Source organism: Aliinostoc maniaoense (genome assembly GCF_058172895.1).
This window is the reverse complement of the sequence record NZ_CP187952.1, coordinates 4,377,237-4,393,205: the sequence shown is the minus strand read 5'-3', so window position 1 is coordinate 4,393,205 and position 15,969 is coordinate 4,377,237. Positions and strand designations below refer to the sequence as shown.

Annotated in this window: 13 protein-coding genes; 9 read left to right on the top strand and 4 right to left on the bottom strand. The window is 40.4% G+C overall.

From position 1 onward, the window contains the following. Positions 1 to 479 precede the first annotated feature (479 nt). Positions 480 to 2,357, top strand: coding sequence for a chloride channel protein (locus ACPZ3T_RS18990; protein WP_490271018.1), 1,878 nt, complete (start codon positions 480 to 482; stop codon positions 2,355 to 2,357). 95 nt (positions 2,358 to 2,452) lie between these two features. Here the strand turns inward: ACPZ3T_RS18990 and ACPZ3T_RS18985 are convergent, their stop codons facing one another. Next, positions 2,453 to 2,866, bottom strand: a complete 414-nt coding sequence (locus ACPZ3T_RS18985) for an AbrB family transcriptional regulator (protein WP_490271017.1) — start codon at positions 2,864 to 2,866, stop codon at positions 2,453 to 2,455. A 315-nt stretch (positions 2,867 to 3,181) separates the two neighbouring features. On the opposite strand from ACPZ3T_RS18985, the gene ACPZ3T_RS18980 reads away from it, so the two are divergent. The 8 genes from ACPZ3T_RS18980 to cas6 all read left to right on the top strand — a co-directional run bounded on the left by ACPZ3T_RS18980 (position 3,182) and on the right by cas6 (position 13,923). Further along, positions 3,182 to 3,625 (top strand): Rrf2 family transcriptional regulator, encoded by a 444-nt coding sequence (locus ACPZ3T_RS18980; protein ID WP_490271016.1) that lies wholly within the window; start codon positions 3,182 to 3,184, stop codon positions 3,623 to 3,625. 247 nt (positions 3,626 to 3,872) lie between these two features. Beyond that, positions 3,873 to 4,829, top strand: a complete 957-nt coding sequence (gene cbiB / locus ACPZ3T_RS18975; RefSeq protein WP_490277278.1) for an adenosylcobinamide-phosphate synthase CbiB — start codon at positions 3,873 to 3,875, stop codon at positions 4,827 to 4,829. A gap of 106 nt (positions 4,830 to 4,935) precedes the next feature. Further along, positions 4,936 to 5,478, top strand: a complete 543-nt coding sequence (pyrR, locus tag ACPZ3T_RS18970) for a bifunctional pyr operon transcriptional regulator/uracil phosphoribosyltransferase PyrR (protein WP_490271015.1) — start codon at positions 4,936 to 4,938, stop codon at positions 5,476 to 5,478. Between the two features lie 544 nt (positions 5,479 to 6,022). Further along, complete coding sequence (locus ACPZ3T_RS18965; protein ID WP_490271014.1) at positions 6,023 to 7,927, top strand: hybrid sensor histidine kinase/response regulator; 1,905 nt, start codon at positions 6,023 to 6,025, stop codon at positions 7,925 to 7,927. 213 nt (positions 7,928 to 8,140) lie between these two features. Then, positions 8,141 to 8,701, top strand: coding sequence for a molybdenum cofactor biosynthesis protein MoaE (locus ACPZ3T_RS18960; protein ID WP_490271013.1), 561 nt, complete (start codon positions 8,141 to 8,143; stop codon positions 8,699 to 8,701). Between the two features lie 74 nt (positions 8,702 to 8,775). Next, complete coding sequence (locus ACPZ3T_RS18955) at positions 8,776 to 11,961, top strand: GAF domain-containing sensor histidine kinase (RefSeq protein ID WP_490271012.1); 3,186 nt, start codon at positions 8,776 to 8,778, stop codon at positions 11,959 to 11,961. Positions 11,962 to 12,301: 340 nt separating this feature from the next. Continuing rightward, the gene (locus tag ACPZ3T_RS18950) at positions 12,302 to 12,748 is read left to right on the top strand and encodes a DUF2214 family protein (protein WP_490271011.1); all 447 of its coding nucleotides are present in this window, start codon (positions 12,302 to 12,304) and stop codon (positions 12,746 to 12,748) included. A 62-nt stretch (positions 12,749 to 12,810) separates the two neighbouring features. Continuing rightward, the gene (gene cas6, locus ACPZ3T_RS18945) at positions 12,811 to 13,923 is read left to right on the top strand and encodes a CRISPR-associated endoribonuclease Cas6 (protein WP_490271010.1); all 1,113 of its coding nucleotides are present in this window, start codon (positions 12,811 to 12,813) and stop codon (positions 13,921 to 13,923) included. A 112-nt stretch (positions 13,924 to 14,035) separates the two neighbouring features. Here cas6 and ACPZ3T_RS18940 read toward each other — a convergent pair whose 3' ends face one another. The 3 genes from ACPZ3T_RS18940 to ACPZ3T_RS18930 form a co-directional block, all read right to left on the bottom strand. Beyond that, positions 14,036 to 14,719: a Uma2 family endonuclease gene (locus ACPZ3T_RS18940; RefSeq protein ID WP_490277277.1), complete on the bottom strand. Its 684-nt coding sequence runs from the start codon at positions 14,717 to 14,719 to the stop codon at positions 14,036 to 14,038. Between the two features lie 131 nt (positions 14,720 to 14,850). Next, positions 14,851 to 15,498, bottom strand: a complete 648-nt coding sequence (locus ACPZ3T_RS18935) for a hypothetical protein (RefSeq protein WP_490271009.1) — start codon at positions 15,496 to 15,498, stop codon at positions 14,851 to 14,853. Positions 15,499 to 15,549: 51 nt separating this feature from the next. After that, positions 15,550 to 15,969, bottom strand: coding sequence for a helix-turn-helix domain-containing protein (locus ACPZ3T_RS18930; RefSeq protein WP_490271008.1), 420 nt, complete (start codon positions 15,967 to 15,969; stop codon positions 15,550 to 15,552).

The window sequence follows — 15,969 nt, the reverse complement described above, 5'->3', positions numbered from 1 at the left end:
TGTCCGCTTAGTCCATTTATGCACTGTACTAATATACTTATGTTCCATTCCCAAATCATGGCGCATAACCTGGGGAAGTATGTATAATGACAAACATTAATTACACACTTAGCTATCGATACTGAGAATGACTCAATGGCTGCCACAGGGGGATAGCTATGCTCAGGCAAGGATGCTTACTCTTACCGACTTTTTGTTTGGACAATACCTGATGGTTTAAACAGTAAAAATAGTAATTACTCATACCTTGCTATTGAGCATTGCTCATTAACCATTAGTTCTCTCTTATTTAACCATTATCTCCAGAAACATTTGGAGTAGCAAAATTTTTTTTTAACTTTACACGAAAGTTTTACAAGGGAAACTGGGGTGAGTAGTTTGTCAAAACCAATCTACTTGTCTGGTTGATAAATAATGTCTCACAATAAGAGCAACAGATAAAAATTTAAATTAACTTCTAGATTTACCTGTTTTTTCCCATGACTTTATTGCCTCCTGTTGAGGTGGGCAAGGCAAAGGAACAATTCGCCTTCGCCACACCTTCTAGCCGTTTATTAAATTTCGTTAACCGTTTTCAACTGTCTCCAGAAACCGTTGTACTGTTTTTAGCTTTATTTATTGGCGGTAGTACTGGGATGGGGGTGGTAACGTTTCACTATTTGATCGAGTTAATTCATGATCTATTATTAGAGAACTTCATGGGTGCGATCGCGGGTTGGGGTGCTTGGACTCTAGCTGGTGTGCCGATTTTAGGCGGATTCGTTGTAGGATTAATGCGCTGGCGGACTCAAGATTTTGGCCCTGGATTATCATCTTTGATTGCTGCTGCTGATGGTACGGAAATCAAGCGGCAACTACGCCCAGTCACTAAAATGATAGCAGCATCGGTTTCTTTAGGCAGTGGTGCTTCTTTGGGGCCAGAGGGGCCAAGTGTGGAAATTGGTGCTAATTTTGGGATGTTGCTGTCTTTAATTTTGCAAGTATCACAAGAAAGACGGCGTTTGTTGTTGGGGGCTGGGGCGGCGGCGGGGTTAGCGGCTGGCTTTAATGCCCCCATTGCTGGGGTATTTTTTGCTTTAGAAGTGGTGATGGGGGCAACATCTTTTGCTACTTCTGCGGTGAGTATTGTTTTACTAGCAGCAGTAGTTGCAGCTTTAATTGCTCAAATTGGCTTGGGGGCGCAACCTGCTTTTGCTTTACCTGTATACCAAGTCCGTAGCCCTTTGGAGTTACCTATTTATTTAGGTTTGGGTTTGGGCGCAAGTGTAGTTTCTTTGATTTATACACAATTAATTCGTCTAGCCAAAGCTGGTTTTGCTGGCTCAATTCCTGGGGTGAAATTTTTAGCTAAAATTCCTCGGCCAATACATCCTATTATTGGTGGTGTGATTATCGGTGCAGTGGCTTTGCAGTTTCCCCAAATTTTGGGTACTAGTTACGGCACTATCCAAGCCATGCTGCAAGATGTGGAATTTTCTGTAGATTTACTCCTAGCCTTACTAGTAGCAAAGTTGCTGATGACTGCTGTTAGTGCAGGTAGTGGTTTTGTGGGGGGTTTGTTTGCACCAGCAATGTTTCTCGGTGCTTCTTTGGGTTCAGCATACGCTAAAATTTTACCCTTGATTGCTCCTGGGATTGGTGAATACATGGCTGCACCCCCAGCTTATGCAATGGTGGGGATGGCTGCCGTGTTGGCTGGTAGTGCGCGCGCGCCATTAACTTCGATTTTAATGCTGTTTGAACTCACCCGCGACTACAGAATTGTTTTACCTTTGATGGCGGCTGTGAGTTTAAGTGTATGGTTAGTGGAGCGCATCAAACCAAATGCTAACTCTAATTCCAATCTGCAACAAATTGGTCTTTCAGAACTCAAAGACGAAAAAATCGAAATTTTGCAGCAAATTTTAGTAGAGGATGCAATGCTTTCTTGCCCCAAGAAACTGCCTGCTAATTTAGGCGTGTTAGAAGCAGCAAAAGAAATGACGCGCGATCGCACCCGTAGTGCTTTAGTAGTTAATGAAGCCGAAAAATTAGTTGGTATCCTCTCTCTCGAAGACCTCAATCGGACTCTTTCTCTATGGCAAAGCTACACTAATTCCTCCACAGAAAGCCAGAGTAATTTAGCAACTCAAACCATTATAGATATCTGTACCACTGAAATCCTTTACGCTTGGCGTGATGAACCTTTATCAGAAGCTTTTGCTCGAATGACTCTCAGAGGTTTGCATCAATTACCAGTAGTAGCAAAAGATAACCATGATCTGATTTTAGGTTTGTTAGATCGAGAGCAAATAGCACTAACCTGTGACTTGGCAGTTACACGCAAAGCAATTTATGGGTTAATCAACAGTCAATAGTCAATGGTCATTAGCTCATTCAGTGATCGGATAACTTTCATATCCCATCTTCAGACTGTGGACTTTTGACTATTGACTTTGAACTTGTTGATTATTTATGCTGTAGCTTCTTCCGCTTCTACGCCTAACTTTTCATCTTCATCTACTTGTCGTAGACGAATGTGCTTCTTACCTAGAGTAATCAGAAACTCATCGCCTGGTTTGAGGTTCATCTGCTTGGTGTAAGCTGAACCAATTAACAAGTTACCATTTGACTGCACACTAATTCTATAGCTAGCACTGCGTCCACCACGGCCATTGGCATTGGATGAAGTATCTAACTGAATGCCTTCAGCATCAATTAAAGCATTCAAGAATTTCATCATATTGACACGCTCTACACCATTTTTAGTAACGGTATAGTAGCCACACTGCTTTGCCTTTTCTTCTTTACTGAGGCTCTCTAGCTCTTTAACTTTTTTGAGCAGTTCTTCACCGACTAGGGGTTCAATTTTTTTCTGTTTAGGCATCAACTTAGGTCAAAAATCAAGGTTTAAGGTAGTTGAATCGATTTTATTTTAGCTGACTTGAGCTAATAGGAACAATATCCTTTAGTTTTTATCTCAGCCTAGCCAAGTATATTACATTCACAGGTAAAAATGTGGCAAAATTTTCAATATTGATCAAACAATCTATTTTTGATAATGGTGATAACTATATTTAGTTTGTTGATTACTGGTAAACTATATTTATTTAAGTTTTCTAAAGTGGTGCAAACGACTTGTCTATTTACTGAGGTTGATCATTGGAGCATAAAGTGATAAGCAAAACTGATCCTTGGAGACATGAAACTAACTACTAAAGGCCATTACAGCGTTAAGGCTTTACTTGACTTGAGTTTACAACCAGGTTACGGCCCGGCATCAGTGAAAGTGATATCTAAACGCCAAGATATCCCCGCTCCATATCTAGAAAAATTACTAATTGAAATGCGTCGTGCTGGACTTGTAAAATCAATTCGTGGTAGTGTTGGCGGCTACCAACTAGCAAAGAAACCAGTCCAGATTTCTATAGGACAAATTTTGGAAGCAGTGGGTGAAACCATTACTAATGTACCCCATCATACCCCCACCCCCACCCAAACAGAAGATTGGGTAACATTTAGCCTTTGGCAAAGACTCAATCAAAAACTCAAAGAGGCTTTGTACAGCATTACTCTGGCAGATTTATATTATGATGCTCGGAGTTGGCAAGCATCTCTAGGAGAAGAAGCGAGTTTTGTAGTTTAACTATTATTGAAATTACTAGCGTAGTGGACTCACAAGCCTAAAATCTTGCAAAAAAATTGTAGGTTGGGTTGACGCGAGGAAACCCAACACCAGCATCTATGTTAAGTTTTCAATATTTATGTTGGGTTTCGTTCCTCAACCCAACCTACATCTACTAGCACTAAGGCCTTTGGTGCGTTACGGCTTACGCCTAACACACCCTACTGGACTACCTTGTCTCCCTTGTCTCCCTTGTCTCGATACAAAAGTGTTATCAGCTATTGTTCTCCTAATTGCGGCAACTTTAGATTATTTAATAGGCGATCCTTGGGGTTGGCCTCATCCAGTGCAAGTGATGGGATGGGCGATTTCTCGCTTGAGTAAATTTTTGCTGCAAGTGAGTAGCCAACCTCTCACACAAAGAATAGCTGGAATTATACTAGCTTTGGTGTTAATTATTGGTAGTGGTGGTGTAGGTTGGTTAATAGTTTACCTAGCCAGATGGTTACATCCACTATTAGCGATCGCCATTGAAGGTATTCTTGTCGCTAGTTGTTTTGCTTTGACAAGTTTGCAAAATGCTGCCGTTGATGTTTTAAAACCATTAACAGCCGGAGATTTACCCTTAGCTCGGCAAACTTTAAGTCAATATGTCGGTAGAGATACCGAAAACCTCTCAGAATCAGAAATTTTACGGGCTATTTTAGAAACAGTCACAGAAAATGCTACCGATGGAGTTCTCGCACCACTTTTTTATGCCATTGTTGGTGCTTGCATTCCTGGGGTGGGGGCAGTACCTTTAGCATTGGCATACAAAGCTAGCAGTACCCTTGATTCAATGGTAGGTTATCGAGAACTACCTTATACATATATAGGATGGTGTAGTGCGCGGTTAGAAGATGGCTTAACTTGGTTGCCTTGTCGCCTCATGGTGCTAACTTTAGGCTTAATCTCAAAAAAACCTGTGGATGTCTGGCGAATTTGTCGCCGGGATGCAATTGCTGATCCTAGTCCCAACTCTGGTTGGAGTGAGTGTGTTTATGCAGCCATTTTAGGTGTACAAATGGGAGGTACAAATTGGTATCGGGGAGTTCCCAAACCGAAACCACTGTTAGGAGATCCCATTTATCCCATCCAACCAACTCACATTAATCAGGCCTTACAACTAACAAGATATTGTTTTTTACTATGGTTGGGAATTGCGATCGCTATACTCATAAACTAGTTATTAGTTCTCTTGACCTTATCTCCCTCATCTCCCTGCCCCCTGCACCCCTGCCCCCTGCCCCCTGCCCCCTGCACCCCTCCTCCACTTTCCCTAAATCCCTATCATGCCCACACCCACTAAAGTCGTTGAAATCCTTTCCTCCGAAGACTTACGCCGGACTGTCAATCGTTTGGCTTCCCAGATTATTGAAAGAACCCGTGATTTATCCCAATTGGTACTAATTGGCATTTATACTCGTGGAGTACCTTTAGCGGAACTATTAGCACGTCAAATTGAAGCAATGGAAGGTATTAATGTAGCTGTGGGAGCATTAGATATTACCTTCTATCGGGATGATCTCGACCAAATTGGTTTGCGAACTCCAGCAAAAACTCACATCTCTTTTGATTTAACAGATAAGACGGTTGTATTAGTAGATGATGTGATTTTTAAAGGGCGGACAATTCGCGCTGCCTTAAATGCCGTCAATGAATATGGTAGACCAGAAGTCATTCGTTTAGCTGTATTAGTTGACAGAGGCCATCGAGAAGTACCAATTCATCCTGATTTTGTAGGTAAACAGTTACCCACCGCGAAAGAAGAAGTTGTGAAAGTTTATTTGCAAGATTGGGATAGTAAGGATGCAGTAGAGTTAATTGGTTATTAGGCAAGAGGCAGGGGGCAGGGGGCAGGGGGCAGGGGGCAGGGGTGAACGAAATTTTGTGTGGGATTTTTAGCTAAGTATCCAAAAAATTACCCTCCACACTCCCCCTCACAAGTGTAGGTTTTTTACCAAGCAGTGAGTAATGACTCTCAGACTAACGAAAGAATCATCGTTTTATTAACCCCTACACCCTTACACCCCTACACCCCTACACCCCAAAACCAAGGTTTTTGGTACATAGATTAAAAAACCTACACCTGTCAGGCAGGGGGCAGGGTGAAATGATTAAGCGCGTATTAACTGATCACTGATAACTCATAACTATTGATATCTATTATTGTATAATCAGATGTTTATGATAAATTACTGTTATCGTCCTGACAGCATCAAAGCTTAAGGAAGATAGATATCATAGTTACAATTGGAATCTAAATTCCTCCAACATCAAACTAAAACCTTTCAGATCCTGTTGAGGTGATGAAAAACTTAGCAACAAAATACAGGGTTGCAGTCGCAAAACTGCCACTAAAAAGAATGGGAGGCAGCAATGAACAGAAATCCCATTAAGGTTTTGTTGATTGATGATAATGAAAACGATTATATATTAACTTGCAGTTGGTTGAGTGAATTTCAACTCCCTGGTTGTGAGTTGGCATGGGTGGATAATTATCAGGCGGCTCAAACAGCGATCGCTCAAGCTGAACATGATATATATCTTGTAGACTACCATCTAGGGACAGTTAGTGGACTAGAATTAATCCGTGAGACAATTGCTAATGGTTGCAATGCGCCGATGATTCTGCTGACAGGTCAACCAGACAGAGAACTTCACTTGCAAGCTATACAAGTAGGTGCAGCAGACTATCTCGAAAAAAGTCTGTTAAACTCGGCTTTACTAGAACGTTCTATCCGTTATGCCATTGAGAACCAACAAAAACAACAGCAAATTCAGCAACAAGCAGCTTTACTCGATATAGCCACAGATGCTATTTTTGTCCAAAACTTAGACGGAGAAATTTTATTTTGGAATCAAGCCGCCGAGTTACTCTACGGATGGAATAAAGCAGCCGCTATTGGCAAGAAAACCCAAGAACTTTGGCAAGACAAAAATTTACAAATCTTACAAACCGCATTTGCATATCTGCAAAAAAATCAGGCTTGGGAAGGAGAATTACAGCAAAAAACTAAGACTGGTAAAGATATTATTGTCGAAAGCAAGTGGACGCTAGTCAATCAATTCAATCAGCAATCTCACTCTATTTTAGTTGTTAATACAGAAATTACTCAAAAAAAGCTCCTAGAAGCTCAATTTCTCCGCGCTCAAAGATTAGAAAGTATCGGCACTCTTGCTAGTGGTATTGCTCATGACCTGAATAATGTCTTAGCTCCCATCTTGATGACAGCACAACTTTTAGAAACCCAAATTCAAGATCAACGTTCTTTAAGATTATTACCGATATTAATTAGCAATGCTAAACGGGGAGCAAATTTAGTTAAACAGGTACTTTCTTTTACTCGTGGTTTGGAAGGTGAGCGTACCCTATTGCAACTAAAGCATTTAATTCTAGAAATTAAACAAATAATTCAAGAAACCTTTCCTAAATCCATTGAAGTTGTCACCAAAATTTCCCCCAATCTTTGGACTGTTTTTAGTGATGCCACCCAAATACATCAAGTGCTAATGAATTTGTGTGTCAATGCCCGTGATGCCATGCCAAATGGTGGTAATTTGCACATTTTAGCCGATAATTTTTTAATAGATGAAAACTACACCAGCATGAATCTAGATGCGAAAGTAGGCCCCTATGTAGTCTTGACAGTTACAGATACTGGTACTGGTATTAGTCCAGAAAACTTAGATCGGATCTTCGAGCCATTTTTTACCACTAAAGAAATTAGTCAAGGTACAGGTCTTGGTCTTTCCACTGTGCTTGGTATTATTAAAAGTCATGGCGGTTTTATTAATGTGAATACACAACTAGGCAAAGGTACTCAATTTAAAGTCTATCTACCAGCACAAGAAGCTAAAGAAATTGTAGAAGAAGCAGAAATACAATTATCGCCAGGGAATGGAGAATTAATTTTAGTTGTAGATGATGAAGAGACAATTAGAGACATTACCAAAGCGTCTCTAGAAAGCCATAACTACAAAGCGATTACAGCCAGTGATGGGATTGAGGCTATAGCTTTATATGCAGAATACCACGAAAAAATATCTATTGTTTTGACAGATATGGTCATGCCCTCAATGGATGGACTGACTACAATTCGCACATTACAGAAAATTAATCCCCAAGTCAAAATTATTGCTGTTAGTGGGCTAGCTACTAATGATAAAGTGAGTGCAGCCCATAATATAGGTATCCAAGCCTTTTTACCCAAACCTTACACCGCCAAGCAATTATTACAAACAATCAGTACAGTTAAAAGTGAAAAACTTTTGAGCAAATGAGTAGGGGAGCATAAGTAATGAGTAATAAGTAATGAGTAATAAGTAATGAGTAAGTAAGTCGGCGAGAAAAAAACAAACTACATTAAGTAATGTAAAATTTAATTAAATTAGCTTGTAGTAAGGGCTTTAGCCCTTAAGAGAGGACTAAAGTCCCTACTACAAACCTTGAATTATTCACGCCGTTCTACTTAATGAGTAAATTAATATATTTTGATGAAATCAGTGTTGACAACTACACCTGTCGTTATTAAACCCAGAATTGAAGATAGCTTTGCTATCAGCTTTGCGCCATTATCTATTGATGAGATTTATAGTAAAGCCAATGACCCAGCGAATGGCGCAGTGGTGGTTATGAGTGGAATGGTTCGGAATCAAACTGATGGTAAGCCTGTAGTTTCTCTAGAATATCAAGCATACGAACCAATGGCGTTACAGGTGTTTTATCAAATTGCGGCTGATATTCGTGTTGACTGGCCTGATGTGAATCGGGTAGTAATTCATCATCGCATTGGACGGTTACAAGTTGGAGAAATTAGCGTGTTAGTGGCGGTGGGTTGTCCTCATCGGAGTGAGGCGTTTGCCGCTTGCCGTTATGCTATTGATACCCTTAAACATAATGCCCCTATTTGGAAAAAGGAACATTGGGCAGATGGTTCTAGCACCTGGGTAAGTATTGGAGCTTGTGAACAGTCAAGCGAAATCAGTCATACCCCACAACATAATGCGTCAAGTTTGAAGACTGGTTCACACCATAATACTAATGATTCTTTGTAGTTTGTGCTTAAACTTATAATCAAAATATAAATCAGGGAATACTACAACTAAGTAATTCAGTTTCCCTGAAAAATATGACAACAAACGATTATGAAACGCTAAACCATTTGGACTGGCAAGAATGTCATCAACAGCTACAGCTTTTCCAGCAGCACCAAAAAATCTTGGCGAGGATTATGGCTAGGGTTCGTGCATCTGTTAGCCTAGAATCCTTGTGTTCTACTTCTTGTCAAGATATTTGTCGGCAATTGAAGATTGAGCGAATGGCAATCTATCGCTTCAATGCTGACTGGAGTGGTAGTTTCATGAATCGTCTTGGCTTTGCAGAAGCACCTTGGAATACCTTAACCGCCTTTGGTCAAGACTTAGTATGGCAAGATTCCCATTTGCAAGAAACTCAGGGAGGGCGATATCGCCAAAATGAGCCGTTTGCTGTGGCAGACATTTACAAAGCTGGACACGCTCGTTGTCATATTGAAGTATTAGAACAATTCCAGATTCAGGCATATGCGATCGCTCCGATTTTTGTTGGTGCAAAACTTTGGGGTTTACTGGCTGCCTATCAACATTCTGCACCGCGATACTGGCATCCTCATGAAGTTGAATTTATAGCGCAAGCCGCCACCTATATTGGCATAGCTATGCAGCAAGCAGAAAACTTAGAACAAACTAAACAACGTACAGTAGAACTACAAAATGCCATTGCTAGACAACGAGCTTTAACAGAAGTAGTGGGAAAGATTCGCTCGTCTGTGGAAACCCAAATTATTTTAGACACTGCCTGTCAGGAACTTTGTCAACTACTGAAGCTAGAACGGACGGCGATTTATCGTTTCCATGAAGACTGGAGCGGCGAATTTGTGAGCCAGTTCGGCATGGTAGAGCCAATGTGGGATAGAATCAATCCATTTGGTAAAAATCTCGTTTGGGAAGATACTCATCTACAAGAAACCAAAGGTGGACGCTATCGTAATAATGAAAGTTTTGCTGTCAATGACATTTATGAAGTTGGTCACTCACGCTGCCACATTGATATTCTAGAGCAATTTAAAATTCGGGCTTATACCATAGCACCGATTTTCATCGGTTCAAAACTGTGGGGACTGATTGCAGCTTATCAACACTCTGGATCTCGTCAATGGGCAAATTACGAAGTTGAGTTTTTGGGACAGGTGGGGGCGCAACTGGGGGTAGCAATTCAGCAAGCCGAGAATTTGTATCAATCCAAACAACAGGAGATTGCTCTCAAAGATGCGATCGCTAGGCAATGCGCGCTCACAGAGGTTGTCGGTAAAATTCGCTCCTCTCTAGATATTGATTTAATTTTGAAAACCACCTGTCAGGAAGTCTGCAAATTACTCCGCGTGGAGCGAGTTGGTGTTTATCGCTTCAATGAAGACTGGAGTGGTGAATTTGTCAGTCATTTCGGTATGGTGGAAGCGCAGTGGGACAGTATTAATCCTTTTGGCAAAAATCTCGTTTGGGAAGATACTCATCTACAAGAAACCAAAGGCGGACGCTACCGCAACAATGAAACTTTTGCTGTTAATGACATCTACCAAGCTGGACACTCACGCTGTCACTTAGATATTTTGAAACAGTTTAAGATTCGCGCCTATGTGTTGACACCCATTTTCGTTGGTCGAAAGCTGTGGGGATTGCTGGCGGCTTATCAACATTCTGCACCCCGTCAATGGGATAGTGTAGAAGTAGAATTTTTGGGACAAGTTGCCAGCCAATTAGGAGTAGCATTGCAAAGTTCCGAAATGATGGCGCAAATTCAAACTCGTGCGGATGAACTGCATCAAGCAGCAGAACAACGCCGCATTTTATTTGATTTAGTCGTTAAAATCCGCGAATCTTTAGATTTAGAGACAATTTTTCAGACTACAGTACAGGAAGTTAGGCGATCGCTACAAGCTGATCGAGTTGGTATATTCCAATTTGATTCTGATGCTGGTTTGTGCAGTGGTGAGTTTATCGCAGAAGATGTCATACCCAATTTCGATTCTGCTCTGGCTGTTAAGGTGCAAGATTATTGTTTTGGTGAAAATTTCGCACCACAATATCGGCAAGGGCAAGTGCAAGTCATCTCTGATATCAACAGCATTGGCTCGAAAGTGCCTCATCTGGAAGTGATTGAACGATTTCATATTACAGCCCAGATTGTTGTCCCGTTGATGGAAGGTGATAAAATGTGGGGCTTATTGTGTATTCATCAATGCACCCATCCCCGTCATTGGGAAGAAGATGAATTGGAATTTGTTACCCAAATAGCGGCTCAACTCAGCGTAGCACTACATCAAGCTAACTTATTCCAGCAATCTAGTTTGCTGGGTCAAACTCGTGCAGAAGCAAATCAACTAGCACAGGCTTTGACAGAACTACGCACTGCCCAAATGCAAATCATCCAAGCTGAAAAAATGGCTAGCTTGGGACAACTGGTAGCGGGTGTTGCCCACGAAATTAATAACCCGATTAATTTTATTCACGGTAACTTGGAACACGCCCACAAATACACACAAGATTTGCTGCGTTGCGTAGAACTTTATGGCCACTATTATCCTGATACTGTACCTGAGATACAAGAGTTTCTCAAACAAGCCGAAATCGAGTTTCTCTTTGACGACTTACCCAAATTATTCCAGTCTATGAAAGTTGGTACGGAGCGTGTTTGTGAAATTGTCACATCATTGCGGAACTTTTCGCGCCTAGATGAAGCAGACTTTAAAGTCGCCAACATTCACGAAGGTATTGATAGTACATTGATGATTTTGGAACATCGTTTCAAGTCTTCATCTGATCGTCCCGCTATTCATTTAAAGAAAAATTATGACCAGTTACCTCCAATAGAATGCTATCCTGGTCAACTGAATCAAGTATTTATGAATCTGCTATCTAATGCTATTGATGCTTTAGAAGAGCGTAATGCACAAGATACTCCAGAAGCAATCGCTGCTAACCCCAACGAAATCTGCATTTCTACCTCTATGCTCAATCATGATTGGATTAGCATTCGCATTGCTGATAATGGTATCGGCATGGATGAAAAGTTACTTTCCCGACTATTTGATCCATTTTTTACTACCAAAGTTGTCGGTAAAGGTACAGGGTTAGGACTTTCTATTAGCTATCGCATCGTTACTGATAAACATAATGGCAAGATATATTGCCAATCTGAACTAGGTAAAGGTACGGAGTTTGTTGTTGAGTTACCGATTCGTCAGACCATAGCTAAAAAACCTATACTTAAAGTCTAGATGTAATAGTTACTAAAAATATAGTCAAATATTTCTAGCTTCGTAAGGTTTGCACCTTATACCGTTTCTTGATGTAGCTTGCCTGGCGTAGCGATAGATGCACTTTATTCTGTACTGTAGAGACGTTGCATGCAACGTCTCTACATCATTTATTTGGCGCAACTTCATAGAGAATTGGTATAACTTGTGAACAGTCAGGAGACAATTGTTAACTTACTTTACTAATATATAGTTATTTGGTTATAGTACATAAAGCGATCGCTAACAAGTTGGGATACATTCAAACTCACTTCTCAATAACGGCTGATGGTCGCACACACATATCATGATAGGAAGACCAATGTGGGAAAGTGCTATTACAGCATATTTGCATTATCTCGGCTTCATGCTGGCCTTTGGGGCGTTAGTAGTAGAAAGTCAAAATCTAAAAAAAGATATCTCTCTAGCTCAAGCGTGGACAGTGGTGATAGCAGATGCCGTTTATGGTTTATCGGCTATCATGATTCTGGTGACAGGCATCTTGAGAGTTATTTACTTTGGCAAAGGTTCAGATTACTACCTCAACAGTCCAGTATTTTACACTAAGGTGGGCATATTCATCCTAGTGAGTTTGTTGTCTTTATATCCTACCTTTTCCTTTTTATCTTGGATAAAAAACCTACGTGAGAATAAACCTCCTCATGTAGAATTACCCCAATTACAGCGACTCTCTTGGCTCATCAGGGGTGAGCTAATTGGGTTTGCGTTTATCCCTTTATTTGCAGCAATGTTAGCACGGGGAATTTAACTTGTATAATTAGGAAGTATCTTGTCTATGTCACAAAACAAATTAAGTTATCCTGCGTGCAAATGGTGCGTCGCTCCAAGAACAAAATCAATTACCCAGGCTCTAACTCTGACTGGCCACTAGAGACAGAAATAGTGGGATTGCAATTCGAGTTAGCCACAAAAGTAGATGTATCTTTATACCCTCAGTACACCATTGGACTCCACGCCTGGTTTCTTGACCAAGTCCGTTCAACTAACCCGGAACTGTCTGCTTATCTGCATGATGGCGAGTCAGAAAAACCCTTCACTATCTCTGCGTTAGATGGAGAGTTAGTCAGTAGTGGTAAGCAGTTAAAAATTTTTGCTAATCAAATCTATCATTGGTATGTGACAGGGTTATCAAGTAGAGTAGTCCAATGGTTGGCGGAGTGGGTGAAAAATCTCCCTGCTGAGGTGAGTTTGCGAAATGCACCTTTACAGATTCTAGGGTGTAATGTGGTTCATGCACCGACAACTTATAATCAATTACTGAATGCTGCACAGGGTGACAATCTCAGTTTAAGATTTATCAGTCCTACTAGTTTTCGTCGCAAAGGTCATCATCTACCCTTACCTATTCCCATGAATGTCTTCCATAGTTATCTACGGCGTTGGAATGATTTTTCTGGTATTCCAGTTGACCAAGATACATTTCTCGCTTGGATAGATGATTATGTATTGATTAGCCGTCACCAAATTGCCTCAATGAAAATACTGGCAGGTAAGAAAGGTGCAGTAACAGGTTTTACAGGCTCAGTAGAGTTTACTTTAGTCAAACAAGCAGCAGAAAATCCTCAATTCTATCAGTTGTTTTATGCTTTAGGTCAGTTAGCACCTTATTGTGGTACTGGTCATAAAACCACATTTGGTTTAGGTCAAACCCGCTTGGGTTGGTCATCGCAAGTGGTTGTAGATGTGCCAGAGGTAGAAAGTTTGTTGGCAAGTAGAATTGAGGAGTTAACGGAGATATTCACAGCCCAGCGAAAAAGGACGGGGGGCGATCGCGCTTCTGAGGTAGCATCAAAGTGGGCTACTATCTTAGCACGCCGAGAAATGGGCGAGTCTTTGCAAGTGGTGGCGAATGATTTACAAATGCCTTATGAAACTGTGAAGACTTATGCTAAGTTGGCGCGCCGTGCTTTGAAGGTTGAGTGATGTGTTTCGCGCAAAGGCGCAAAGACGCAAAGAAAGACGCTAAAATGATGACTCTTGTAAGAGGTCTAGTGAACACCCAACTATTTTACTGTTAACTGTTAACTGTTAACTGTTAAAGTGTGTTGGGGTCAATTCCTTTTTGTTGTAATTTCTTTAAAAGTTCTTGCAATTGTTGTTGTTGCTGAAAGTTTGCTTCTTCTGGTGTGAGATATCTTTGACCCTGTTCATCGTACCAAAACAGCCATTCTCGTGTCATACCTTGATAAGTTCCCCGTTCGCGTCCAATACCTAAGCCAATTTCAGGCATCCAGATTTTATCCCCTGACAGTAAAATATACTTACCTTCCACTAAGCGATAAACTTCTAAACGTTGACGCTTACGCCGTAGCCGGGTTGGTGCGTAAATAACATAATACAAAATGCCTAATTCGGCATAATCGATTTTTTTCTGTTCATATTCACCGTTGTAAGTTTGCGAAACTACTTCTAAAGCTAAAATTGGCGGGATACCCTCTTCTTCCCACAAAACATAGCTGGAACGTCCATTTTCACCCACAAAACGTTCTACACCCAGACTCAAAAATCCATCTGGAACGATCGCACCTTGATTCGGCGTATGATATATACCCATATTGATACCGAAAAACCAATCATCACGACTTTGCCAGATTGCCGCTAAGATGGCTAACAACAAATTGGGAATTAATATTTGCAGTTCGTTATCCACTGGTGTATCGTCTGAATCTGGTAATTCTGCCGATGACGGTAAGCATTCTAATGGGTTGTATTTGAACATCATCGTGAGGATAGAATAATATAAAGGCGATCGCAAAGTTCACGCCAAATGTAAACTTAGCAGCTACATTCCCCTATTTTATACAACCTTTACCTCAAAGATAGCCACAACAAAATAGATATTTTTGTCTATCAATCAACTAATTTAATTTTCTTTATACTCCCATCTTCTTTAAGCTCTAGAATTTCGACCTTAACTTTTTTTCCTTCTGCCAAATCTTGTGCTTTCTTGTGTTCTTTTTTGCTTAATCTTTGCTTAGTCAATACAATTTCATAGGTTACATCAATATTTTTTTTAACGGCAATTATTGCTTCAATTACTTGACCAACTGTAAAATTATGACTACTACTAGCTCTCGCTATTTCTACTTGACGTGTTGACTGTTCAGGCGGTGCAGTGGGGGTAGCAATTTCACCAATGGGAATGCCAGCATCTTTGTAATAACGCATGAGGCGAGATACCCATCCTAAAATTTGCAGGATGGTGTGAGCATCATTAATACTTTTGAGATAATCGCTACAGGCTTTATCGATACTAATGTAATAATCCGTAGTTTTTTTACTGTGTCCTATTTGTCTACCATTGCTTACCAAGGTTTTGAGATATTTAAAAAACCTAGAAGTTGCATCTGGTTGATGAATGTAACCACGCAGATAAGCAACGGCTTTTCCTACCTCATTGACATCAGTATCATCTTTTACTAAAGTAAGAGCGATCGCATGGGCAATTTCCCACTGTCTTTCTGTAATAATTTCAGAGTTAGCTTTTGTTGTTATCATAAATCAATAATTTTTAAAGTATTGTTGACTATTGGTAGTTAGTGTAGCGTTTTATGTAAATAAACTCGGTTCGACATGGAAAAAATCTCCGAGTTTTTGCGCTTGTTCTGATGTTATCTCTTGTTGTCCGTTTAAAATTTGCTCTATTAAATTTTTTGATCCTAGCACTACATTTAAGTCGTCTGTTGTTTTGCCAGACTGTTCTAAAAGAAACAAAAGCATAGATTGAGAACTAGTCTGCTCATTAAGTTGATAATATTCTTGTTCAAATTTTTCAATTAAGGTAATCAATAATTGATATAGCTCATCTTCTTCAGGACTGCGTTCCTTGTGCATCAGCTTTTGGACAATTGCTAATGCTTCTTCATTTTCTGCTTCCGTTCTGATAATTTTAGGAAGATAATCTGTTAATAATTTTTTATATTTTTCTGGATTATGGGCAATTTCCCACTGTGCATCTGATATAGTCAT